This is a genomic window from Bacillus sp. SA1-12, assembly GCF_000981385.1.
In the GTDB taxonomy this organism is placed as follows: domain Bacteria; phylum Bacillota; class Bacilli; order Bacillales; family Bacillaceae; genus Metabacillus.
Genome location: NZ_LATZ01000002.1, coordinates 123,135 through 148,086, shown reverse-complemented (window position 1 = coordinate 148,086; position 24,952 = coordinate 123,135). Strand labels below are relative to the sequence as shown.

At 36.2% G+C, this 24,952-nt stretch carries 24 protein-coding genes and 1 pseudogene; 19 read left to right on the top strand and 6 right to left on the bottom strand.

The window, feature by feature from the left end:
* Positions 1–138: 138 nt before the first annotated feature.
* The 11 genes from WQ54_RS01905 to WQ54_RS01855 all read left to right on the top strand — a co-directional run bounded on the left by WQ54_RS01905 (position 139) and on the right by WQ54_RS01855 (position 11,718).
* Complete coding sequence (locus WQ54_RS01905; protein ID WP_046511299.1) at positions 139–1,155, top strand: tripartite tricarboxylate transporter substrate binding protein; 1,017 nt, start codon at positions 139–141, stop codon at positions 1,153–1,155.
* A 232-nt stretch (positions 1,156–1,387) separates the two neighbouring features.
* Positions 1,388–1,840, top strand: a complete 453-nt coding sequence (locus tag WQ54_RS01900; protein WP_046511296.1) for a tripartite tricarboxylate transporter TctB family protein — start codon at positions 1,388–1,390, stop codon at positions 1,838–1,840.
* A gap of 16 nt (positions 1,841–1,856) precedes the next feature.
* On the top strand, positions 1,857–3,383 hold the full coding sequence (locus WQ54_RS01895) for a tripartite tricarboxylate transporter permease (protein WP_046511293.1): 1,527 nt from the start codon (positions 1,857–1,859) through the stop codon (positions 3,381–3,383).
* A gap of 167 nt (positions 3,384–3,550) precedes the next feature.
* Positions 3,551–4,219, top strand: coding sequence for a Yip1 family protein (locus WQ54_RS01890; RefSeq protein WP_046511290.1), 669 nt, complete (start codon positions 3,551–3,553; stop codon positions 4,217–4,219).
* Entirely contained in the window at positions 4,219–5,337 is a 1,119-nt protein-coding gene (locus WQ54_RS01885; protein WP_046511287.1) for an efflux RND transporter periplasmic adaptor subunit, read from the top strand. The genes WQ54_RS01890 and WQ54_RS01885 overlap by 1 nt, the downstream gene beginning before the upstream one ends.
* On the top strand, positions 5,334–6,014 hold the full coding sequence (locus tag WQ54_RS01880) for an ABC transporter ATP-binding protein (protein ID WP_046511285.1): 681 nt from the start codon (positions 5,334–5,336) through the stop codon (positions 6,012–6,014). Before WQ54_RS01885 ends, WQ54_RS01880 begins: the two co-directional genes overlap by 4 nt.
* Positions 6,015–6,017: 3 nt before the next feature.
* Complete coding sequence (locus WQ54_RS01875) at positions 6,018–7,211, top strand: ABC transporter permease (RefSeq protein WP_046511282.1); 1,194 nt, start codon at positions 6,018–6,020, stop codon at positions 7,209–7,211.
* A gap of 316 nt (positions 7,212–7,527) precedes the next feature.
* The gene (locus WQ54_RS01870) at positions 7,528–8,283 is read left to right on the top strand and encodes a DeoR/GlpR family DNA-binding transcription regulator (protein ID WP_046511279.1); all 756 of its coding nucleotides are present in this window, start codon (positions 7,528–7,530) and stop codon (positions 8,281–8,283) included.
* Entirely contained in the window at positions 8,280–9,191 is a 912-nt protein-coding gene (gene pfkB, locus WQ54_RS01865; RefSeq protein ID WP_046511276.1) for a 1-phosphofructokinase, read from the top strand. Before WQ54_RS01870 ends, pfkB begins: the two co-directional genes overlap by 4 nt.
* A gap of 13 nt (positions 9,192–9,204) precedes the next feature.
* Entirely contained in the window at positions 9,205–11,064 is a 1,860-nt protein-coding gene (locus WQ54_RS01860) for a PTS fructose transporter subunit IIABC (RefSeq protein WP_046511275.1), read from the top strand.
* Positions 11,065–11,292: 228 nt separating this feature from the next.
* Complete coding sequence (locus tag WQ54_RS01855; RefSeq protein ID WP_046511272.1) at positions 11,293–11,718, top strand: organic hydroperoxide resistance protein; 426 nt, start codon at positions 11,293–11,295, stop codon at positions 11,716–11,718.
* A 365-nt stretch (positions 11,719–12,083) separates the two neighbouring features.
* On the opposite strand, the gene WQ54_RS34530 is transcribed toward WQ54_RS01855, so the two are convergent.
* Positions 12,084–12,500: a DUF2306 domain-containing protein gene (locus WQ54_RS34530; protein ID WP_231597430.1), complete on the bottom strand. Its 417-nt coding sequence runs from the start codon at positions 12,498–12,500 to the stop codon at positions 12,084–12,086.
* 102 nt (positions 12,501–12,602) lie between these two features.
* Here WQ54_RS34530 and lepB point away from each other — a divergent pair, with 102 nt between their 5' ends.
* Together lepB and WQ54_RS01840 are read left to right on the top strand one after the other, a co-directional pair.
* Positions 12,603–13,163 carry a signal peptidase I gene (lepB, locus tag WQ54_RS01845; protein ID WP_046511269.1) on the top strand — a complete coding sequence of 187 codons (561 nt, stop codon included), beginning with the start codon at positions 12,603–12,605 and terminating at the stop codon, positions 13,161–13,163.
* A 193-nt stretch (positions 13,164–13,356) separates the two neighbouring features.
* Complete coding sequence (locus tag WQ54_RS01840) at positions 13,357–14,319, top strand: DUF4349 domain-containing protein (RefSeq protein WP_046511266.1); 963 nt, start codon at positions 13,357–13,359, stop codon at positions 14,317–14,319.
* On the opposite strand, the gene WQ54_RS01835 is transcribed toward WQ54_RS01840, so the two are convergent.
* On the bottom strand, positions 14,316–14,576 hold the full coding sequence (locus tag WQ54_RS01835; protein ID WP_046511263.1) for a hypothetical protein: 261 nt from the start codon (positions 14,574–14,576) through the stop codon (positions 14,316–14,318). The two genes, WQ54_RS01840 and WQ54_RS01835, sit on opposite strands and share 4 nt — an antisense overlap.
* Positions 14,577–14,794: 218 nt before the next feature.
* Here WQ54_RS01835 and WQ54_RS01830 point away from each other — a divergent pair, with 218 nt between their 5' ends.
* The 4 genes and pseudogenes from WQ54_RS01830 to WQ54_RS01815 all read left to right on the top strand — a co-directional run bounded on the left by WQ54_RS01830 (position 14,795) and on the right by WQ54_RS01815 (position 17,984).
* On the top strand, positions 14,795–15,712 hold the full coding sequence (locus WQ54_RS01830) for an aminoglycoside phosphotransferase family protein (RefSeq protein ID WP_046511260.1): 918 nt from the start codon (positions 14,795–14,797) through the stop codon (positions 15,710–15,712).
* A 308-nt stretch (positions 15,713–16,020) separates the two neighbouring features.
* A pseudogene (locus WQ54_RS01825) lies at positions 16,021–16,455 on the top strand (LysE/ArgO family amino acid transporter); the annotation flags it as partial.
* A gap of 112 nt (positions 16,456–16,567) precedes the next feature.
* A complete protein-coding gene (locus WQ54_RS01820) occupies positions 16,568–17,452 on the top strand; it encodes a CPBP family intramembrane glutamic endopeptidase (protein ID WP_046511256.1) in 885 nt (294 codons plus the stop codon).
* A gap of 337 nt (positions 17,453–17,789) precedes the next feature.
* Positions 17,790–17,984: a hypothetical protein gene (locus tag WQ54_RS01815; RefSeq protein ID WP_046511253.1), complete on the top strand. Its 195-nt coding sequence runs from the start codon at positions 17,790–17,792 to the stop codon at positions 17,982–17,984.
* Positions 17,985–18,079: 95 nt separating this feature from the next.
* Here the strand turns inward: WQ54_RS01815 and WQ54_RS33315 are convergent, their stop codons facing one another.
* Positions 18,080–18,235 (bottom strand): hypothetical protein, encoded by a 156-nt coding sequence (locus WQ54_RS33315; RefSeq protein ID WP_156177622.1) that lies wholly within the window; start codon positions 18,233–18,235, stop codon positions 18,080–18,082.
* A gap of 430 nt (positions 18,236–18,665) precedes the next feature.
* Positions 18,666–18,866: a cold-shock protein gene (locus WQ54_RS01810; protein ID WP_046511250.1), complete on the bottom strand. Its 201-nt coding sequence runs from the start codon at positions 18,864–18,866 to the stop codon at positions 18,666–18,668.
* A gap of 888 nt (positions 18,867–19,754) precedes the next feature.
* On the opposite strand from WQ54_RS01810, the gene WQ54_RS01805 reads away from it, so the two are divergent.
* Together WQ54_RS01805 and WQ54_RS01800 are read left to right on the top strand one after the other, a co-directional pair.
* Complete coding sequence (locus WQ54_RS01805) at positions 19,755–21,374, top strand: ABC-F family ATP-binding cassette domain-containing protein (protein WP_046511248.1); 1,620 nt, start codon at positions 19,755–19,757, stop codon at positions 21,372–21,374.
* A 234-nt stretch (positions 21,375–21,608) separates the two neighbouring features.
* Positions 21,609–22,220, top strand: a complete 612-nt coding sequence (locus WQ54_RS01800) for an OmpA family protein (RefSeq protein WP_084821794.1) — start codon at positions 21,609–21,611, stop codon at positions 22,218–22,220.
* Between the two features lie 200 nt (positions 22,221–22,420).
* Here WQ54_RS01800 and WQ54_RS01795 read toward each other — a convergent pair whose 3' ends face one another.
* The gene (locus WQ54_RS01795; RefSeq protein ID WP_046511242.1) at positions 22,421–23,347 is read right to left on the bottom strand and encodes a GTP-binding protein; all 927 of its coding nucleotides are present in this window, start codon (positions 23,345–23,347) and stop codon (positions 22,421–22,423) included.
* 89 nt (positions 23,348–23,436) lie between these two features.
* Positions 23,437–24,669 (bottom strand): aminopeptidase, encoded by a 1,233-nt coding sequence (locus WQ54_RS01790; RefSeq protein ID WP_046511239.1) that lies wholly within the window; start codon positions 24,667–24,669, stop codon positions 23,437–23,439.
* Positions 24,670–24,952 lie beyond the last annotated feature (283 nt).

Genomic DNA, 24,952 nt, shown 5'->3' with positions numbered 1-24,952 from the left:
TGAACAAAAAGATCGATATAGGTTTTATTGGACTTATGAAAATAAGATTCTAAAAAATCAATCATTCTGATACTTTTAAGACAGCGCTTACAAACGCTGTCTTTTCAATTAGAGAGGGTTAATATAAGGGGGATTGGAATGAGAAAAATCTTGATTGTTGTTATCGTAGGTTTATTTACTTTAGTGCTGGCTGCATGTGGGGGGAATCAGGAAGCTGGGAGTAAAAATGGAAGCGTTACCTCTTATCCTGAAAAACCAATTACCATTGTTGCACCCTCTGGTGCTGGTGGAGGATGGGATTTAACAGCCCGATCCTTAGCAAAGGTTTTAACGGAGACGAAATTAGTAAATGAAACAATAACAGTTGAAAATAAACCAGGCGGCGGCGGTGCTGTTTATATGGCTGAATTTGCAACACAAGAAAAAAATAATCCGTATAAATTGATGATCAGTTCACCACCAATTCTAATTAATCACGAGAAGAAAGAAGGAAATAGTCCATATGGATATGAGGATACGACTCCTCTTGCACAGCTGACGAGAGACTATGGTGCCATTGTTGTAAGAAAGGATTCTTCATTTACTGATTTAACCTCAGCATTAGAGGCAATAAAAGCGGATCCTTCCAAAATAACGGTAGCGGGCGGATCTGCTCCTGGCTCAATGGATCATTTAATCGCCGTATTACCCGCTTTTAAATATGGGATAGATCCAAAAGCGGTTAAGTATGTTTCATATGACGGCGGTGGAGAGGCAGTTGCTGCTTTGCTTGGAGGAAATGCCGATATTATAGCTACTGATGCCTCAACGATTGGTGAATATGTAAAATCAGGAAAAGTAAGAGTGTTGGCAGTAAGTTCTACAGAACGATTAGATGAAGAATTGGCAGAGGTGCCGACCTTTAAAGAAGCGGGAATTGATGCAGAATTTACAATCTGGCGAGGTGTTTTTGCAGCAAAGGAAATGAAGGAAGCTGAACTGGCTTATTGGAAAGAAGCATTAAAAGAGCTTTCTGAGAACGAAGCTTGGGTGAAAGAATTGGAAACAAACGGCTGGGAAAGTGCTTATAAAAATGCGGAAGATTTTAAAGCTTTTTTAGACGAGCAAAATGTCGTTGTTCAAGAACTATTAACTGCATTAAATATGAAGAAATAAATAACCCTTAATGGGGGAGAAGGTTTCTCTCTTAGCTTATTATTTCTGTATTAAGAAGGAATAAAAAATCTGTATGCAGATTTGATGTCTAGCTCCAGGCGCCATCGATCAAGGCTTAATAAGTTAAATGATAATTTAAGGTGAAAACACCTTTTATTCCCATATGCCTTATACCAGGCTTGTCGGGGTTGATCAAGGCGCCCTGAGCTTTTCTTATTGGAGGTGAATTACCATGAGTAAAACATTTGACCGTTATTCAAGTATTGTCTATATGATGGTCGGCATCTTTTTCATTTTTGAAAGCAGAAACATTTCTGATACAGCATATGGGAGCAATGTTGGTCCTGATATATTTCCGACTATATTGGGGGCGATCTTAATTTTGCTTAGTATTAGGTTATTTTATGAAACTTTCCACTATTTTGATCCTGCTACAGAGAAAGAATCATTAGATTATAAACGGTTTTTCATTATCTTGGTGTCAGCATTATTCTATGCTTTGTTGCTTGAGAATGTAGGATTTATCCTTACAACCTTTCTTTTTTTATTGATTTGTTTTCAAGTAATGGATCGGAAGCAGATCTTCAAATCTGCCATCATTGCAGCATGCTTTTCAGGCGGGGTCTACTTTTTATTTGTAGAAGTTTTGGAAGGCTCTTTACCTGGATTGCCAATTTGGTTTTAAAAGTGGGGTGATTACATTGGATACAATTCAATTTCTTTTAAATGGATTTTCTGAAGCGTTACAATGGCATAATTTATTATTTGCTTTTGTTGGTGTGTTGATCGGAACAGCTGTAGGGGTGTTGCCAGGAATAGGCCCTATGAGCGGAGTGGCGTTATTAATACCGGTAACCGCAACCTTAACATCAGGTCTGGATCCGGAATCTGCAGCAGCCAGTTCAATCATATTATTAGCTGGTGTTTATTATGGTGCAATGTACGGTGGTTCAACAACATCAATTTTATTGAATACACCAGGAGAATCATCATCTGTGGTAACAGCATTGGATGGGTATCAAATGGCAAGACAGGGGAGGGCAGGAGCTGCTTTATCAATTGCTGCTATCGGTTCATTTGTTGCCGGGATCGTTGCTCTTATTGGCTTAACATTATTAGCTGAGCCTTTATCAAGTGTTGCTCTATCCTTTGGACCAGCGGAGTATTTTTCTTTAATGATTTTAGGGTTATGTGCTGTAAGCGGACTTGCTGGCAAATCCAGAACAAAAGCAATGATCATGACCGTGGTTGGGCTATTAATTGCAACAATCGGGATGGATAATGTGTCTGGAGTCGCGCGGTTTACTTATGATCATCCCGTCCTATACTCCGGGATTGAATTTTTAACAGTAGCGGTTGGACTTTTTGCACTTGGCGAGGTGTTCAAAACCATTCTTGAAAAAGAGAAAAACGATGGTTCGATTGCAAAAGTTGAGCGGATCCTGCCGACGAAAAAAGATTTGAAAAATAGCTCAGGTCCAATAGTAAGGGGCTCATTATTAGGATTTTTTATTGGAATCTTACCAGGTGCAGGAGCAACTCTAGCTTCATTTTTTTCATATATTTTCGAAAAGAAGATCAGTAAACAACCAAGTAAATTTGGTCACGGGGCAATCGAAGGAGTTGCTGCACCAGAGGCCGCAAACAACGGTGCATCTGGAGGAGCGATGATCCCATTGCTTACCTTAGGGATTCCAGGGTCTGGTACAACAGCCATTTTAATGGGTGCATTGATTATGTATAATATTCAACCAGGTCCCTTATTTTTTACAGATCATCCTCAGGTTGCATGGGGATTGATTGCCAGTATGTTTATTGGCAATGTAATGCTGCTTATTTTAAACCTGCCTCTTGTCAGGATTTTTGCGAAAATTATTGAAACACCAACGAAATATTTATTGCCAATCATTATCGCAATTTCGATTTTTGGCGTATATGCTGTTCAATTTACTGTATTTGATCTATTGTTATTAATCGGCTGCGGTGTTGCAGGCTATTTTTTAACGAAGAATGACTATCCTGTGGCACCACTTGTTTTAGGCTTGGTTCTAGGTCCAATGATTGAAAATAATATGAGAAGGGCATTAACAACTTCTAATGGGGATTTCGTGATTTTTCTTGAAAAACCGCTTTCACTATTCTTTATCCTGGCCGCCCTTTTGTGGATGACTATCCCAATTATATTAAAAATGAAGGGCCGAAATGTAGTCATTAATGAAGAAGCGTAATAGCTAATAAAAGATCTCTTTTGCTTATTAGATAAAGAGCATAATATGAATTTTGACATTATCATTTTAGGTAATGTCTTTTTTATGGTAAAAAATAATAAATTATGAAACTATTTCCCTATTTCTACGTATTAGTAAATGACTACATAATTTGGAGGTTGGTTATAGTGGAACAAGAAACAATTCAAACGAAAAAGCCATCTTTATTTGGAATGATTTTTAGTCCGGGAGAACAGTTAGAGAGAATTCGGGAAAGACCGGTTATCTGGCTGCCCTTAATTTTATTGACATTAGTTATGACTATTGTATCAGTCATTTCAGCATTAAATATTGATTATTCAGCCGTGCCTGGAATGGAAATGTCTGCTGAAGAGGAGCAAATGGCTAAAATTTTTGGTGTTATTGGTGCTGGATTAGTTGGATTTTTTGGAACGTCAATTGGCTGCCTCTTTTTTGGACTCATTTTTTGGGCCATAGCTAAGATTGCAAAATCAGATGCAACATTTAAGCAAATGTTCTCATTAATGATTTTTACTAGTTTTATTACCACAATCGGACAAATCTTAAATCAGCTAATTATATTGGCGATAGATGGAGATCCGCTGATTATGTTAACCAGTATAAATAGTCTTGTAGGTGCAGATGGTGTTTTAGGAGCTGTGCTAAGCACATTTGAAGTGTTCGGTATATGGTATTATATCGTTTTAGCAATGGGTCTAGTAAAAGTAGCAAAGCTTTCAAAGCCGGTAGCGGTGATTACCACAGTAATCTTCTTTGTTTTAGGAATAATCTTAGCAGCAGTAGGGGGAGCATTTGAAGGGATGACACAATTCTAATGAAGAAAAAGATCTGGATTTCAATTGGTGTCGGTACCATAATCCTCATTTTTATAGGAGTAAATGTATTTGCAACTTTGAGAGAAGAAAATCCTGTTATAGAAGCTATAAATCTAGAAAAACGGGAAATTACCGAGAAAGTTATGGTTCCTGGAACACTTTCCTTAAGTCAAGAGGACTTTGTCTACTTAGATTCTGAAAAGGGTGAAGTGGAAGAAATTCTAATAAAGTCAGGAGATAAGCTGGAAAAAGGAACTCACATATTAAAATATAAAAATGAGCAGCTTCAATTAGAAAAAGAGCAAAATACACTTTCGATTGAATCAGCTTATTTAAGAATTAACCAAATTAAAGACCAAATTGAAAACCTTGAAGAAAAGGAAAAGGACTTGGCGAAACAGGTTGGCGATGAGGAGGCAGAAAAAGAGGTTGCAGCAGAGCGGGATCAATTAGAAATTGATTTAAAGGTGGCTGATATTGAAGCAAGGCAGCTCCTCCTTCAAAAAGAAACCATCAATAAGAAGTTAAGCCAGTTGGAAGTAAAAAGTGAAATGGATGGAACGGTGCTATCTGTCAATGATGAGGCAGTTACTGGAATCTCACAAGCACCAATGATTCATATAGGAAATACCGATGAATATGTTGTCAAAGGGTTTATTTCAGAATATGATGCATTAAAAATTACGGAAAAACAAGCAGTCGTTTTAAGATCAGACGTCATATCTGATAAGGAATGGAAGGGTACTGTAACAAGAGTAAGTCTATTGCCAGAACAAGCTGAAAATGGACTTGGAAGTGAGGACACAGCTGTCCAATATCCGATTGAAGTATCAATTGATGCAAAGGATCTGACTGCAAAGCCTGGATTTAAGCTGATTATGGAAATAGAAACGAATAAACGCACCGTTCAAGCCGTTCCCATTGAAGCGGTAAAGCAGGATGGGGAAGATTATTATGTATTTATAGTCGATGATGGAAAAGCCATCCGTAAAAAGGTAACAACCGGAGCTACTAGTGATGATTATATGGAGATTACATCAGGTATAGAAAACGGAGATGCGGTTATCAACATTCCGCCAGATAATCTTCAGAATGGGATGGAAGTGAAAGTGAAATGATCGAACTTGCAGCTATCACAAAAAGCTATAAAGTTGGAAATGAAACGTTAGATGTTTTAAAAGAGATCAATCTTTCAATTGGTAATGGAGAATTTGTTGCTATAATGGGTCCTTCAGGATCTGGCAAATCTACGTTAATGAATGTTATCGGTTGTTTAGATAACCCTACTTCAGGTACATATTTCCTAAATAACGAAGATATTTCTTCTTTTAAGGATGAGGAGCTCGCAAAGGTTCGCAATCTTTCCATCGGTTTCGTCTTTCAGCAATTTCAATTATTGCCGCGCTTAACAGCATTAAAAAATGTAGAGCTTCCGATGATTTATGCTGGTGTAAGGAAAAAGGACAGAGAAGAACGAGCCAGCCGCGCCCTTGAAAAAGTAGGGTTAGCTGAAAGGATGAATCATTTACCGAATGAGCTTTCAGGCGGTCAAAAACAACGTGTAGCGATTGCTAGGGCGATTGTGAATGAGCCGGACATTATTTTAGCCGATGAACCAACAGGTGCACTTGATACCAAAACAAGCTCTTCGATTATGGAGCAGTTTACAGCATTAAATAAAGAAGGTACAACAGTGATTCTAGTTACACATGAACAGGAAGTTGCCGAATATGCCAAGAGAATCATAACAGTTAGGGATGGAACGATTCTCTCAGATGATGAGAGGAGTTTTTAAAGCATGAGTTTAGTAGAAAATATAAAAATGGCCTTAAGCTCTGTGCTTGCTCATAAATTGAGATCTATTCTAACAATGTTGGGAATCATTATTGGTGTGGCCTCGGTTATTTTGGTCGTTGCCATTGGCCAGGGCGGGGAACAATTATTAAAAACATCAATTACTGGCCCAGGAAATACGATTGAAGTTTACTATGAACCTAGTGAAGAGGAATTAATGTCAAATCCAAACGCATATATGAATGCTGCTTTTACACAGGATGATGTTGCTGCTTTGAACAATATACCAGAAGTGAAAAAGGTAGTGGCATCATCTACTGAATTATTTTCTACCAGATATCGCGAAGAAACAATGGATACGAGTGTATACGGGGTAAACCAGGCATATATCGAGGTGAATCAATTAAACATCAAGTCAGGCAGACATCTTGTTGAAGCAGACTTTATTGGAGGCACACGTGTAGGTGTTATAAGTGATGAATTAAGGAATGAATTATTTGTTAAAGATGATCCCATAGGTGAAGTTATCTGGGTAAAAGGCCAGCCTATTGAAATTGTTGGAGTATTGGAGAAGCCTACTGGTCTTTTTGCCTTCGGTACAATGGAAATTTACATGCCTTGGAATACGTTTCGATCATCTTTCGGTATTAATGATTATAATCAAATTACTCTCCAAGCGACTGATTCGGATGTAATCAAAGAAGCTGGAGAAAAAGCGACTCGTACATTAAATATTGCACATAACACAGAAGAGTCTTACAAAGTGTTTAATATGGAAGAAATGGCGGCAGGAATTGGGCAAATTACAACCATTATGACCTTAATTATTGGTTCAATCGCAGGAATATCTCTAATCGTTGGCGGGATTGGTGTAATGAATATCATGCTTGTTTCTGTCACAGAGCGAACAAGGGAAATTGGTATTAGAAAAGCATTAGGTGCAACAAAACGTCAAATTTTAACCCAGTTTCTGATTGAATCCGTCACATTAACATTAATTGGCGGGATTGTTGGGATTATTTTGGGTGCTGTTGCTGCAAATATCGTTTCTATATTTGCTGGATGGCCGCCGCTTATCTCGTGGCAGATAGTTTTAGGAGGACTTTTATTCTCGATGCTAATTGGTGTAGTGTTTGGCATGCTCCCTGCAAATAAAGCAGCACGATTAAGTCCAATTGAGTCACTTCGATATGAATAAAATAGGAAATCTCCTTTTGGATCAACTGCTTTTCCAAAAAGCGGTTGATTTGAAAGGAGTTTTTTTATTTTCAAGTAGGATAGCTTGAGTTTTTATACTTAATTTTTATCTTAAGCAAGGAACAACAAATACTAAAGCGCTGTTTGTGGCGCTTCCTCATTTGTTATCTAGTAATTTAGAAATAATAGAAAATAGTAATTTTTGATTGGAAAATGATAGTTTTTGATAAAATGTGATTGATTTTGACTGAATCCGACAGTATAATGAATGTGTAAGGGAGATTGTATTCGCTTACAACAAAAGGAAGGTGTGATTCATGTTAACCCCTGAACGGCATCGGATCATTTTAGATGTCTTAAAAGAAAAACAGTCAGTCAAGATTCAAGAGCTTGTAGATTTAACAAACTCCTCTGAATCAACAATAAGACGTGATTTAACACAATTAGAAGAAGAAAAGTATTTAAAAAGAATTCATGGCGGAGCAGCACTCCTCCAAGGAAAACTAAGAGAACCAAATATCATTGAAAAATCAGCCAAAAACCTTCATGAAAAGAAAAGGATTGCACAAGAAGCGGCATCCTTAGTTGAAGAGGGTGATTGTATTTATATGGATGCTGGAACGACCACTCTTCAAATGGTTGAGTTTCTTCCAAATGGCAAGGAAATTGTGGTTGTAACAAATGGACTTACCCTTATTGAGCCACTTATGAATAAAGGAATAAAGACGTATTTAATCGGTGGATATATAAAGCCTCTGACAGGCGCCATGATTGGTCGGGGAGCCATGACAGCCCTTGAACAATACCGTTTTGATAAATGCTTTTTAGGTGTTAATGGCATCCATATTGAACTGGGGTTTACAACACCGGATCCAGAGGAAGCTGCAATTAAAATGACTGCTCTCCTGTTATCAAGAGAAAAATATGTGCTCGCTGATCATTCGAAATTTGGCGAGATTTCTTTTTCAAACATAGCAGAGCTGTCTGAGGCGAAAATAATTACGGATGATGTAGACAAAGACATCCTGAACTCCTATGGGAAAAATACAGAAATAAAGGTCGTGAATGAATGATTTATACCGTGACATTAAATCCATCTGTTGATTACATCGTAGAGGTTGATCAATTTGAAATAGGGTCATTAAACCGCACAGTTGCGGATACAAAGTTTCCTGGGGGAAAAGGGATCAATGTATCAAGGGTCATGCAACGATTAGGGGTTGAAACAAAAGCATTAGGATTTATCGGCGGTTTTACAGGGAAATTTGTCGAGGATTTTTTAATTGCTGAAAATATCCAAACTAATTTCGTAAAGGTTTCTGGTGATTCAAGGATTAACATTAAATTAAAGACAGAAGTAGAAACAGAAATCAATGGACTTGGTCCAAGTATTACAGATGAGCAGCTAGCAGAATTTTTAGCTGTATTTCAAAAAATGACTGAAGAAGATATCGTCGTTTTGGCAGGCAGTATACCAGGGACTTTACCGGCATCAATTTATAAAGAAATCATCGCATTATGTAAAGAAAAACAAATAAAAGTTGTTGCGGATGTTTCTGGTGAAGCTCTAAAAGAAGTCATTTCAGAAAAGCCTTATTTAATAAAACCAAATCATCATGAGCTTGGTGAGTTGTTTCAGACAGATATCCGAACAGTAGAGGATGCTCTCAAATATGGAAAGAAATTGGTCGAGCAAGGTGTAAAGCATGTCATAGTTTCAATGGCAGAAAAGGGAGCCTTGCTTATCACTGAAAGGACAAGTCTTACAGCAAATGTACCGAAAGGAAAGGTTCTTAATTCCGTAGGTGCAGGAGATTCGGTTGTAGGAGGTTTTTTAAGCGCTCTGCAAAAAAATTACCCAATGGAAGAAGCATTTAAACTTGGTGTAACTGCAGGGAGTGCAACAGCCTTCTCGATGGAGCTTTGTACAAAAGAAAAAATTGAAGAGTTACTGCCACAGGTCGAAGTAATAAAGGGATAGAGGGGGAAATACAATGAGAATTACAGAACTTTTGACAAAAGAAACGATAAAGCTTGACCTCCATTCAACATCAAAAGCAAATGTAATAGGTGAACTAGTTGATGTTTTAGACAAGGCAGGTAAGCTTTCCGATAAAGCAGGATATCAACAAGCAGTAATGGCTCGTGAACAACAAAGCACAACTGGGATTGGTGATGGAATTGCAATCCCGCATGCAAAGACAAATGCCGTTTTGCATCCAGCCATTGTATTTGGCCGTTCAAATGGCGGTGTTGATTATGAGGCACTTGATGGGAAGCCAAGCTATCTGTTTTTTATGATTGCTGCGTCTGAAGGTGCAAATAATACCCATTTAGAAGCGTTATCCAAGCTTTCTTCCATCCTAATGAAACAAGAAGTGAGAGATCGGTTATTAGCAGCCAATACAGCTAGTGAAGTGTTGGACATTATTGATCAATATGATGAAAAAGATGAAGAAGCAGTAGTAAATGAGTCAAGTACCGGCAAAATATTAGCTGTTACAGCTTGTCCAACTGGAATCGCACATACGTATATGGCTGCTGATTCCTTAAAGGAAAAAGCAAAAGAAATGAACGTCTCTATCAAGGTAGAGACAAACGGTTCAGGCGGTGCGAAAAATGTTTTAACAGATGCTGAAATTCAAGAAGCAACCGCGATTATTGTTGCAGCCGATAAGCAGGTGGAGATGGAACGTTTTAAAGGGAAACATGTTATCATAGTACCTGTAGCAGACGGGATTCGTAAGCCTAAAGAATTAATCGAGCGTGCGTTAAAACAAGATGCAGTCATCTATCAAGGCAGCGGTGAGACAAGAAAAGAAGATCGCGGCGGAGAAAGAACTGGTTTTTATAAACATTTAATGAATGGTGTTTCAAACATGCTGCCGTTTGTTGTCGGCGGAGGTATTTTAATTGCGATTTCATTTATGTTTGGTATCCATGCATCAGACCCAACTCATGAAACGTATAACGCTTTTGCGGAAGCATTAAGTACGATTGGCGGGGGAAATGCATTTGGACTGATGGTTCCAGTGTTAGCAGGATTTATTGCTTTAAGTATCGCGGATCGTCCAGGTTTGGCACCGGGTATGGTTGGCGGGTTTATGGCTGCACAAGGTGGAGCGGGGTTTTTAGGTGGTTTAATCGCAGGATTTTTAGCGGGGTATATTGTCGTTCTACTGAAAAAATTATTATCAGGTTTGCCTTCATCATTGGAAGGCATTAAGCCGGTGCTCTTATATCCAGTTCTTAGCATTTTCAGTGTCGGAATGATTATGTTTTTTGTTGTTAATAAACCAGTAAGTGCATTAAACACACAAATTAGTGAGTTTTTAGGCGGATTAGGCACAGGTAATTTAGTTCTTCTTGGATTGATTCTTGGGGGAATGATGGCAATTGATATGGGTGGTCCAATTAATAAAGCTGCGTTTACATTCGGTATTGCCATGATCGATTCAGGTAATTTTGCACCACATGCAGCTGTTATGGCTGGTGGGATGGTACCTCCATTAGGTATTGCACTTGCAACAACATTTTTCCGCAGTAAATTTACAAAACGTGAACGTGAAGCAGGTATTACTTGCTATATCATGGGGGCTTCCTTTATTACTGAAGGCGCAATCCCATTTGCGGCTTCAGATCCAGGCCGCGTTATTCCTTCAATAGTTGCCGGTTCAGCGGTTGCTGGTGCTTTAGCTATGTTCTTTGGAAATGGTTTACGAGCTCCGCATGGAGGAGCATTCGTTATTCCATTAGTGGAAGGAAATCCTCTGCTTTATTTGCTGGCGATTGTCATTGGTGCTATTGTCACAGCTATTCTGCTGGGATTATTGAAAAAACAAGTTAGAGAATAAATTTTTTATACTGAGCTGATTAGAATGAAGTTAACTTTCGTTTTAATCAGCTTTTTACGTGTTAAAGCTTATTGTAAAAATACTAACTATTAATGAACAGAAACACGAGAATCCTAAATCCCAAACAAAGTGTTAGCTCATAACATCAGGAAAGGAAAACATTCGATTAAAATGAATAAAAAAGGGTAAAGTCTATAAAGGAAAAATAATATAGAAGGGATGATCACTGTGTCAAAATCATTATTTACAGCAAAAGTTACTGCCGTTGGCGGCCGGGAAGGACATGTAACATCCTCTGACGGAAATTTTGACTTAGATATTGCAATGCCCGGCACCCCAAGATCAAAGGAGTTGCCAGAAGCAACAAATCCTGAGGAGCTTTTTGCAGCAGGATATGCTGCGTGCTTTGATGGTGCATTACAGCTTATGGCTAAAAAGGAAAAAGTGCAATTTGATTCAGAAGTAACGGCAAATGTAAGTTTATTAAAGGATGAAGCAGATCAAGGCTTTAAATTAGCCGTAACGTTACAAGTTAAAGGTTCTGGAATTGAAAAGAACAAACTGGATGGTATCGTCCATATAGCACATGATTTATGTCCATATTCAAAAGCGACTAGAGGGAATATTGATGTAACATTGGAGGTAGTGGAGTAAATAAATGAAAAAGGTGCACTTTTGCACCTTTTTCATGATTTAAACACATGTATGAGATGTATAAACGTGCATTTTTTGATTGGTAAAATTTATTCCTATATAAACCTAGGCCGATTATTATTGGCGTGTTCGGTAAAAACCACAATAATTTACTGACCAATAACGTTGGAGCACCAAAAACAATAAACGCTGTAACGGTGGAAATACAACAAGCAAGCATTCCGGAAAAATGTTCAAACCACCAATGCATAGTTCTTTTTGGTTTGTTCAGCGGATATTTAAGCTGACTGATGTCTAGAGCTATTCCAATTAGAGGAAACTATGCTAGTAATTGAAAGTCTTTTGAAACCCATAAATACTAATCCCTATACCTGAAGTAAGCAGCAATAATGGAAAAATGAAATCAAGTAGATCAGAATGGATTTTTTGCGATTTTTAAATTTTAGAACACATACTCCATAATAAGATGCTGCTGAACTTAAAATATTTATAACAAAGAGAAGCCAGGAAAAAGAGGTCAATTCTTGTGTTGCTGAATGATCAATAAAAATACGGAAAAATCCCATATAAAAAGCACTAATTGCTACAATAATCATACCATTGACGTAGAGCCAGCCGAACATCTTATGGAGCTTTCCATCTTTTTTCGTAACAATCGGAATCCAAAAAACAAAAAGAGCAGCAAACCCTCCTATAATATGTAATCCTCGAATGACATGAAAACAAATTCCGTTCCTTAGCCCACCTCTCTTTGAATTGATTATTTTTCCATTTGTTTTCATTTTGTCATTAATAAAAAAAGATAAAGGATTTTTTTATTTTTTAGCAAATAAATTTGTATATAGGTATAATAGAATTAGAGCACTGAAATTAGGAGGTTCATCATGTCGCAAACAGAAACAGAAGCGCCAAAGTCAAAGATCTGGGAATGGATAAAAGCAATTGTTTTAGCAATCGGGCTGGCAATGATTATACGTTTCTTTTTATTTGAGCCGTATCTTGTTGAAGGCTCTTCAATGGATCCAACCTTAAAGGATGGAGATCGGCTTTTCGTCAATAAAACCTTGCAATTTATTGGTGAAATAGAAAAAGGAGATATTGTAATCATTAAAGGAAAAGAAGAAGATATACGCTATGTTAAACGAATTATCGGCTCTCCAGGAGATAAGATTAGTGCGGAAAATGGTAAGGTGTATGTCAATGGTAAAGTGATAAACGAGCCCTATTTAGAGAGTAACAAAGAAGAAGCACAACAAATGGGTATGCTCCTGACTAATGATTTTGAAGAGATTGAGGTCCCAGAAGGAAGTTATTTTGTTATGGGGGATAATCGCTTAAATAGCATGGATAGCCGCAACGGACTTGGCTTGATAGAGTCAGATCGAATTTTAGGTAAATCGGAATTTATTTTCTTCCCGTTTGGCCATCTGAGTAAAACAGAATAAATAAAAAAGGTCAGAATTCAGCAAAATTCACAATAAATATGACTTCATGTATATCAAAGTCATAAATTGTGCTTGCGTGATTCTGGCCTTTTAATTTTTGATAACCTTATTTGCCTTTTTAAATTTGTAACCCTTTTATGTATAAAACGTCTACCTAATCATACCGGAAAATTTATACAAAGGGTGTGGCAGGATGAAAAAGCTGTTGTTGATTGCTTGGACAATTCTATTGATAGGACTGATATGCGGTTGCAGCAATTCTAGTGAAGAAAGCAAACAGGCAGATAAAGCAGTTGGAGAAATGGTAGATAAAAGCAACACTGCTCAAGATATAGGGGAAAAGTCGGAAAACGCTGATGAAGATGCTGCACAGAATTCAAATGAGAGAACAGAGGCAGAAGGAAATGAACAACGAATTTCAGAAACATCAAATCAAAGCGACCGAATGGTTATCTATACTGCAAACCTTTCGATTGAAGTAAAAAGCTATCAAAAGACAATGGAGTTTATCCAACAGAAGCTTGAGTCAGCTAATGGTTATGTCGTTGAATCTAATTCGTATACAACAGGAGAACGTCAATTGTTAGAGGGGACCATCACGGTGCGCCTCCCTCAGGAGCAATTTAAGTCTTTTTTACAGGCAGTTGAAAATGGAAGTACCAAGGTAAATGACCGTTCTATTTCAGGTCAGGATGTAACTGAAGAATATGTAGACCTTGAAGCACGTTTAAAATCAAAACAAATCGTTGAAGCTCGCTTGCTCGACTTTATGAGTAAGGCTGAAAAAACCGAGGATTTACTTAAGATATCAAATGATTTGGCCGCTGTTCAGGAAGAAATTGAACAAATTAAAGGGAGAATGAACTACTTAAACAATAAGGTAGACCTTGCTACGGTTACGATTCATTTAATGGAGGATAAGGTGAATGTTCCTGGTTTAGAAAATAAAGAGTTAAACACTTGGGAAAGAACGCAGGAACAATTTATGAACAGTATCAATTTTTTATTGCAAGCTTGCTCTGCACTTATCATCTTCTTTGTAGGAAGCTTGCCGATACTAGCTATCTTAGGAGGCCTCCTGCTAATCATTATTTTAATTATCCGGAAAAGACGTAAGCTAAATGAAGGAAAACCACCTGGCCAATCAAATGATTAAATGGCCAGCAGTGTTAAGATAAGCATGGTTAAAAATACGGTGCCAATAATCAAAAGTACACATGATAATACCGACACTTGCTTATTCTCTGGAATATACCGGGGCAGGAGTCTTTTTGAAAAGATGTTAATCATGACATATAGAAAAATAACCCCAATTATAAAGGTTGCGCCTTTTGATTGAAAACCAAGGAAGGCGAAATATAGTCCTGCCAAAATTAGTAATAAACAGTATTCAATTAATGTATATAACTTCATGAATTTAGAACTCCTTTTACCTATTGAAAGCCCATTTTATCATAAAACCTGCTAAAAGTTTAGAAATGAATCCTAACTGTAAGTATAAACTAAGTATAAAAATTGGAAAGGACTTATTTAATACATATCGAAATAGTAAAAGAGATCACTTTTAAATGTTAGGGATTTTAATATCATTTTGTACAAATTACAGCAATTTTTAGGTAAGGGTGAAAAGGATGACGTATTTGCCAGATGAGTTTGTTAAAACGATAAAATCGGTCCATAAAGAGAATGGACAGAGGTGGTTAAATCATTTTGAACAGCTAATCAAACATTGTGAAGAAAAATGGGAGCTTAAGATCCAGCCGCCCTATGAGCTATCTTATAATTTTGTAGCACCTGCAGTTAGAGCAGATGGAAGTAAAGTTGTAGTTAAATTAGTGGTACCAGGTGATGAGGGGTTTCAAAAAGAAGTCGAGGCCCTTAAACATTTCAACGGACAAGGAATTATCCGCCTTCTTGATGAAGAATCTGAAAATGGCATTATGATCTTAGAGCATGTATCGCCAGGTGAAAAGCTGGCATCTATTAAAAATGATGATGAGGCCACATTGATCATGGCACAGGTTATGAAAAGATTATGGAAATCCCCCCCGAATAACACAAGCATTCAGACAATTTTCGAACGGGAAAAGGACTTTCAGAAAATACGGCTTACTCATAAAGATGGAGTTGGCCCTCTTACGAAAACAATGCTGATAGAGGCAGAAGAGATCTTTTCAAGGCTGATCAGTACAATGAAAGGTTTATACCTTCTACACGGTGATTTCCATCACTACAATGTTTTATCAATAAATCAAAAAGACTGGATTGTCATTGATCCAAAGGGATTAATAGGTGAAAGAGAATATGATGTCATTCAATTTTTGTTGAATAAATTACCTGATGACCAAGTAGAAAAACTGATTGAAAGAAGGATAAATATTTTAGTAGATTATTTACATTTAAATAAAGAGAGAATTTTATTATGGGGTTATTGTCATTCAATTTTAAGCTTATATTGGGATATTGAAGACTTTGGTGTACCAAATGAAAAGACTTTTGAAGTTATCACAATCTTTAAGAATTTGTATAATAAATTATATGAAGTTTAAGAAAGAAAGGGCTGAAAATTGGTTTCAGCTCTTTTATTTGCTTGTTTCATCCATCTGTTCATCAGCTTTAAGCTGTAAATTATTTGCTCTTGTTTAAATAGGGGTCAATAAATGTAATATGTCATTCCTAACTAGGAACATATGAGAAATCGTTTTCGAATACTTAAAACACAAAATCATCTTTTCTTTTATGAAAATTTGTGTCTTTTCATTGATTTAGTTGTTAATTTTTGTTAAAAATACTAAGTGTGATATGAAGGTAATAAGATTAATAGAAAAAGACAAGTAAATGAAGGGATAAGTAGATAATGTACGCAATTTTACATGGGATATTACTTGCTTTTGGACTCATTTTTCCATTGGGTGCTCAAAATGTATTTGTGTTTAACCAAGGAGCCACACAGCCTACATATTTTCGTGCACTTCCGGCAATTTTAACTGCTGCGCTATGTGACACTTTCTTAATCCTTCTTGCTGTAATGGGAGTATCAGTTATTGTTTTTTCTTTTGAGTGGCTAAAAACAATTATTTTTTTGATTGGCATTGTATTTTTAATTTTTATGGGCTGGTACATTTGAAAGACTGGCAGTCACTCAAATCAACAGGGCAATCACACATCCTTATCAGCTAAAAGGCAAATGATGTTTGCGATGTCTGTTTCATTGCTAAATCCTCACGCTATTTTAGATACAATCGGTGTGATTGGAACAAGCTCTTTAGTGTATAGCGGTTATGAAAAATGGATCATGAAGGAATTTTTTTTACATAAAATTAATAAAGTTTCAGCCAAATAATCTGGGGTGTTGCAGGGTATCTTTTATTTCAATTATGGTAGAAACATAGAGGAGTGGTAAGATGGGACAACATTTTATTAGAATGTCAGAGGGAAAAAACAGCCATTGGCGTTATTTTTGGTCACTCTTGGTTATTTTAGCATTTATGTTTGTTATCGGAACGATCGCATACATAATTGCTGTATTACTAACAGCGTTTATAAACCCGAGTATTGTTGATCTAGAAGATATGATGATTACAGATCCGTTAGTGGATTTTTATCTATATCATATCGTCAATATCTCTGCTGTTTTCGGAATGTGGCTTGCAGCACGCACGATTTTAAAGAGAAAACTGATTTCCTTTATCACGCCATATAATATGGTGAATTGGTCAAAGATATTATATGGATTTTTGATTGCTTTCTCGTTATTTGCGCTGTTCGCTCTATTAGACTACGCCATTTTTCCAAATGATTATATGTTAAATGATTTTGATGGTTCTAGATTTGCCTGGTTGGTAGTTGCTTCGATCCTGTTAGTTCCTATTCAAACAACCTCAGAGGAATTATTTTTTAGAGGGTTTTTGTTGCAATGGGCAGGAAAATTAACAAAGAACCCCATTATTTTAATGATCATCATTGGAGGTATCTTTGGAAGCTTGCACTTTTCAAATCCTGAAATGGAGCACGGGGCAATTTGGGTTGCAATTGATTATTTAGCAATGGGATTCATTTGGACTTATATTTCCATAAAAACAAATAGTTCTGAGTTTTCCATTGGTGCCCATGCCGCAAATAACATGTTTTTATGTATTTTTCTAACCATGGAGGATACAGTAGTTGGTAATATTCCATCTTTATTTGTTGTAACAAACGTTAACGCGATGTTATCAGCGCTGACGACTGTTACGACTGGATTGATTTTTTTATACATAGTGATGAGAAAGCATCGGAAGGGGAACTAGATAACTATAGAGGCATGCCATATAGTAAACCTCTAAGAATGCCAGGAAATACTTTATCAATAAATAGCATAAGATCGCTTTTCTAGGATATCGCAGCAAGATATGCCATGGGAAAGTGATTTTTTTATGGGCAATAATTGATTGTCCTACATACAAAAATTAATCGGGACTATCTGTTGTTACATACAATGTTTTAAACAACATCTAATATATTTCATTAAGGTTGTTTGTGTTTGTATCGATAAAAAGCGATCGAATATTTTTATACATTTTCAATTTATATTTAAGAAGGAAACAGAACAAAGCGGGAGTAATTGATTAAAGGGGATTGACTAATATGATAAAACTTTTCAATTTACTTTTATCAATATTATTCAATATCACTATGATTCTGTATACCTGTTTTTTTGGTGCATTGGTATGGGTGGTAATTAATGATGGAAATCATGAAGTATCTGCTGTTTTTGTCATTCTTTATGTAACAACCTTATCTTGGTTTATTGCTGAAGAAAATAAGCATAAACAACGTTAAAACGAAAAAGACACATAGATAGTTAAGTTTAAAGTGGTCTTAGTTTTTTCATCTATGTGCCTCTAAAGCTCGGTATGGATAGGAAGTTGAGGGATCTAATATTTAATACCTATAAATTTTATTTTTTTCCATTGATCTCGTTCGATTTCATTAACTTTCATTTTCTCCTTTAAATGTTCAACTGCATCCCAAAGACTATTTGAATGAACAATAATTTCTTCAGAGTCAATAGAAAAGACAAATTGCTTCAATTACCATACCCCCTTTTGAAAACTTATAGATAAATGAAATCAATAAAAAGGCCAGTAATAATTATACTAGCCATACAGCTTTACAATGGTTTTCAAGCGACTTAATGTAGCATATTCATTAAATATTTAATTTGCGTGAGATAAACATGGAATTATAAAGGGTAAGGTGTGAGAATAATAAATTCTTGTTATAAGGAGGGATTGAGAAAGGAAACGAACAATCAAATTTTAATCAAAAAAGAAATTAAACTTATCATTAATTTTTCATTTAATTAGGTGTTTTATAAATAATGTGGTATGCTTTATGTAACCATTTTATTACCTTATTTCATGTTACGTCCCCATTCATTTTTTGAATGGGGATTTTTGTGTTGTTTTAATCTTTTTTAAACTCAATAAAAAAAGACTCTAATAAAGAGTCCATTCGTCATTAACCTTTGTTTACGTTAACTGCTTGTGGTCCGCGTTGACCTTGTTCAACATCAAAAGTCACTTTTTGACCTTCGTCTAAAGATTTAAATCCTTCGCCTTGGATAGCTGAGAAATGAACGAATACATCGCTTCCACCTTCAACTTCGATGAATCCGAATCCTTTTTCTGCGTTAAACCATTTTACTGTACCTTGTTGCATGTTTGTACCTCCTGAGTGGAATAATCCACTGTTTAATACTATCCTTGCTCAATTAGATATCAAAGGCGAAAAGTTTAAATACTTATCTTTCCTCACAGACCGAACAAAAATAATTCTTATTAAGAATAACAGATCATTTTTAGAAAAGCAAATGAATCGATAATAATGAAGGAATTTCTACGGGATCGCTCTTTTTCTGGAAGTAGGAGAGATGAGTTTTTCAATACATAAGAGATTGTATAAAAGATAATTCAACAACTTCTAAACTAAAATGAAATGAAAATAGGAATAGTAGTTCTAAACTAGATAAAGACAATCCTTATAAGATGGTGATTTAGAAATTCATTGGAACTTTCTTTAGTTCAAAAAGTGGCAATTATTACTATCTACGGAAACAATCAATTATATGACGATTATTCCTTCTCTTATAAATATTTTACATTATAGAGATAGATGGAAGTGATAGTAGAATGAATTTAAACAAACACTTCACCTTTTGTCTTTTCATATAAGCCACATACAATTTCTTCTGCTCTGGATATAGTTCCACTGCTTCCATTGATCATTTGGGAGTTGTCCAAATAAACATAAAAAAGTTGTATAAGGAATTCAATTACCAGTGAATATTTATTTTTATTTTTAAAACATCTGTTGTTTGGAAATTACCTTTTTTGTTTTAAACAATAATTAAGCTTTTTGTTGATTGTTCACAATATTCATCCTAGTGGAATATGTAAATTTTTAAAGTCTTTTTCTCAATAGATTGCCCTTACTAATAAATTCCTTTATAATTATGCATATCTTAAAATACGTGAATCGTATGTATTAGATATTATCAGTGAAAAGTAAATAGGGTTAAAAACCCTTGTGTTTATTGGAGGATATTTCATGATTCAAGTTACAAATGTCAGCTTACGGTATGGTGATCGCAAGCTTTTTGAAGATGTTAATATTAAATTCACTCCGGGCAATTGCTACGGGTTAATTGGTGCTAATGGGGCTGGGAAGTCTACGTTTTTAAAAATACTATCCGGCGAAATTGAACCGCAAACAGGTGACGTCAGCATGGCGCCTGGCGAACGTTTAGCGGTGTTAAAACAAAATCACTTTGAATATGAAGAGCATGAAGTTCTTAAGGTTGTTATTATGGGACATAAACGCCTATATGAGGTCATGCAGGAAAAAGATGCAATCTATATGAAGGCTGATTTTACTGATGAAGATGGCATGAAGGCTGCAGAATTAGAAGGAGAATTCGCTGAATTAAATGGTTGGGAAGCGGAAAGTGAAGCAGCTATTTTGTTAAAAGGCCTTGGAATTACGGAAGAACTTCATACGAAAAAAATGGCTGATCTAACCGGCGGAGAGAAGGTAAAGGTTCTTTTAGCACAAGCTCTTTTTGGACAACCTGACGTTCTTCTTTTAGACGAGCCTACAAACCATCTTGATATTCATGCAATTGCATGGCTTGAGGAATTTTTAATAAACTTTGAAAATACAGTTATTGTTGTTTCACATGACCGTCACTTTTTAAATAAGGTTTGTACACATATTGCTGATTTAGACTTTTCAAAAATTAAAATTTATGTCGGAAACTATGATTTCTGGTATGAGTCAAGTCAATTAGCTCTTAAATTGACGCAGGAAGCAAACAAGAAAAAAGAAGAGAAAATTAAAGAGCTTCAAAACTTTATAGCAAGATTTAGTGCAAATGCTTCTAAATCAAAGCAAGCGACTTCTCGTAAAAAACTATTGGATAAAATTACAATAGATGATATTCAACCTTCTTCACGACGTTATCCATACGTGAACTTTACACCGGATCGTGAAATCGGAAATGATGTTCTTCGTGTAGAAGGACTATCTAAAACAATTGATGGTGTTAAGGTATTAGATAACATCAGCTTCATTATGAATAGAGAAGATAAAATTGCCTTAGTTGGCCGTGATGAAATTGCAATAACAACTTTATTTAAAATTTTATCTGGTGAGATTGAGCCTGATAGCGGTACATTTAAATGGGGTGTTACAACAACACAGGCGTATTTCCCTAAAGATAACAGTGAGTTTTTCACTGGAGATGAACCAAATCTTGTCGACTGGCTGCGCCAATTTTCTCCGAACGACCAAAGTGAAAGCTTTTTACGTGGTTTCTTAGGACGGATGCTTTTCTCAGGTGAGGAAGTCATGAAGAAGCCAAGTGTATTATCAGGAGGGGAAAAAGTACGCTGTATGCTATCGAAAATGATGTTAAGCGGGGCGAACGTTCTATTATTAGATGAACCAACAAACCATTTAGACCTTGAATCGATTACAGCTCTTAATAATGGCTTAATTGCATATAAGGGTGCGATGATATTTACCTCACATGACCATCAATTTGTGCAAACAATAGCGAATCGGATTATCGAAATTACCTCAAACGGTATTGTCGATAAGCAAATGACCTATGATGAGTTTTTAGAGGATGATAATGTTCAAAAGCAAGTGAAGGAATTGTACGCGTAAAAGAATAGAATTAAAAAAGAGATGGCTTACACAGACATTTACATTTGTCTGGTGGGCCATTTTTTTTTATGGGTAAATCATCATTTTCCTATTTAAGAGAGCACCAAATTTTTCTTCGAAAAGGAATTAGGATAATTGGAAAAATAAACAAATTATTCCATTTTGGTGATACAATAGAAATAAATGCTACATAAGGAGCCGGCAAGAATTAAGTAGTGCGTGTTATAGGAGTTGATGATGATGAAATGGTATGCGTTTAGTTTGTTAGCTGTTGTTCTTGTTAGTTCAGGCTGCGGAAACAAAGAAGAGGCAGCAGCATCTGTTATAGCATCTGAAAATGAAACGATGAAAAAACTAAAAGATGGTGAACCAGTTATGAAGGGTCAAAAGGTGGAGCCTGGATCCGGTTCTCAGATTAGTATAAAACTTGATTTAAATATAAATTTACCAGGGACCAGAGTAGTAAAACAAGAGAATTCGATCATTTTTCGAATGTTAGATGAAGTCCTTTTTAATTATGATCAAGCAGTATTTTATGAGAAAGGAGCAGCTGCTTTAAGAGAATTGGATCAAGTATTTGCCACATTGCCTAGTAATACCATAATCATCATCGAAGCTCATTTGGATGATCGTGCAGATGATCAATTCAACCAGAAGCTTACAGAAGAACGAGCTAATCGTTTATTACATCACTTTAAGGGCGTTGCGACATTATCTCATCTTACTTTTTCAGCTGTAGGAGCAGGGGAGGAGAAGCCGATTGCCCCAAATGATGGCAATGCTGAAAATCATCAATTGAATCGGCGGATCGATTTCGTCATAAAAGTACCTGCTCATGATGATTAAGTATCAGATTCATAGAACTAGAGTTCTAATTATGCCCTTAAGAGCCATGTCTTGATTGGAACAAAGGCTTATCATTTTGAGAGCACCATTTATAAACCAATTTTAAGTTCAAATTTACGTATTAATGAGATCATTAATATCAATAGAAGGAAGAATAAACCCCCGGCAGCCTAAATAACCTTTTGAGGCTGCGGGATTTATTAGGATAAAGCATGTTCTTCTAATGACTCAAGTTCTGTTTTTATCCAATGGTGATCCAAATGTTCTCCAATAAAAACAAGAGTGTTTTTCATTTTTATTCTTTCTTTCAGATATAGCGGCATCCCGTAGGAATATTGAAAAAGATAAGTGTCCTTTGAATGTGTAAATGAAAGATAGCCTTTTATCCGATAGATTGTATCAGGCATGTCCTTTAAAAACTGTTCAAATTTTTCAATATCTATTGGCTGTGAAAAGGTATGGACATATGTACGCATATGTAATGTTTCGTGAACATGTGTTTTTTCATGTTCTTTTTTACTGGATTTTTGAATCGGTTTCAGCTGTGATAGAGGGACTTTGGCGAATTCAGTCATCAACAGCTTCCCCGTTTTATTTAAGGCTTGAATTTCAGAAATAAGCCTTGCCTTTTCACTTTCTGATAGCTGATCAATTTTGTTTAATAGAACAATATCTGCATGTTGAATCTGTTCTGCTAAAAGTTTCCGAATTTGTATGCTAAGTTTAGAACGGTCTTTCCATCTTTTTGCATCGATTAATGTAATAATAGCTTTTACCGCCAGCTTTTCAGCAAATAGAGGAGACATACAAGCATCCAAAACCTCAATTGGATGAGCAACACCTGTTGTTTCAATATAGATGGCATCAAGCTCATAATCCTTTAGCATATTCTCTAGCTGAACTTCAAGCTGTCCCTGAATTGTACAGCATACACAGCCATTTAGAAGTTCTTTTAATGGTATTTCTTCTTGTACGGCGTTAGAATCGATCGAAACCTCACCAAGTTCATTCATGATGACGGCAATTTTTCGTTCTTGCTGCTTTTCTTGAAAAAGTATAGTTTGTAATAAGGTTGTTTTTCCAGCTCCGAGAAAACCGGATAATATATAGACCTCTACAGGTTTCATGGTGTTTCCCTCATTTCAATAGCAATAAGAAAGAGGGGCCTGACGATAGGAAATCTGTCTGACCCCATTTACATTCGATGGTCATTTGTTTAAAAAGCCCAAGTTCCGTTTCGGAAGATAGCTTCTGATGTTCCATCTTCTAAAATGCCATCGATATCCATATCTGCAGAGCCGATCATGAAGTCGACATGGGTAATGCTAGAGTTAACGCCAACTTTCTCAAGCTCTTCACGTGACATTTTTTTTCCGCCTTCAACACAGAAAGCATAACCATTACCAATGGCTAAATGGTTTGATGCATTTTCATCAAATAATGTGTTGTAAAACAATACGCCAGATTGAGAAATAGGTGAATCATGTGCAACTAATGCGATCTCACCTAAATAGTGAGAGCCTTCATCTGTTTCAACTAATTGCTTTAACACGTCCTCACCTTTTTCTGCTTTTACATCAACGATACGGCCATTTTCAAAGGTAAGTGAAAAATTATCAATAAGGTTTCCGCTGTAGCTAAGCGGCTTCGTACTTTTTACTACACCATTTACACCGTTTCGTAAAGGAACAGTGAAGACTTCCTCTGTAGGCATGTTTGCCATAAAAAAATTGCCCTGTTCATTTTCACTTCCTGCGCCAACCCAAGTATGTGTGTCATGAAGTTCAATGGTTAAATCAGTACCTGATGCTTTATAATGAAGCTTTTTGTATTTTTTGCTATTTAAATAGTCTACCTTATTATGTAAATTAAGATTATGTTCCTCCCATGCCTTTACAGGATCTGGCTGGTCGACACGAGTTGTTCGGAAGATGGCTTCCCATAGCAATTCCACTTGTTTATCTTCGCTTTCGGCAGGAAACACTTTTGCTGCCCACTCTTTTGATGGAGCACCAATTACTGTCCAGCTAGCTTTGTCAGCTTGTAAATAGTTGCGGTATTTTGTTAAGGCCATTCCAGCTGCTTTTGTAGAGGCAGCAATTCTTTTTGGGGCAATTCCACTTAATAGATCAGGATTAGATGAAATAATTGACATAAATGCCCCATCATTTTCAGCTAATGTTTCTAACCCGCGTGCTTTCCATTCAGGATAATCGCTTAATGCATCATCTGACGCAAGCTCAAAACGGGTTCTTGTCACCATATCATCATGCCATTCAACATATACATTTCGCGCGCCAGCTTCATACGCCTTTTTAACGACGAGACGGACAAATTCAGCAACCTCTGTTGAAGCGTTTATAACTAAATTTTGATTTTGTTGAATATTAACCCCTACCCGAACAGCTAATTCTGCATACTTTTCTAAGTTTTCTTGAAAATTAGACAATGCTTTAACCTCCTTTTTTTATAATCACCTTATAAAAGCCTCCAAATAAGGAAGTTTTACCTTTTTATTTTATCCCATTCTTAACGGGCAGTAAAACCTTATACTTCGAGAATTAAGTAAATCTAAAAAGAAAGCGGGGATAGAACTGCCCGTAAAGGTTCGATGAAGGATTGTTATCTCAAGTCGGCCGAGACATAAGGCTGTGGCAGTTATGATAAGTTTCGATTTAGTAATCTCATTCAGAGAAATAAAAAGCCAAAACCATTTTTAAGCTAAATTACTT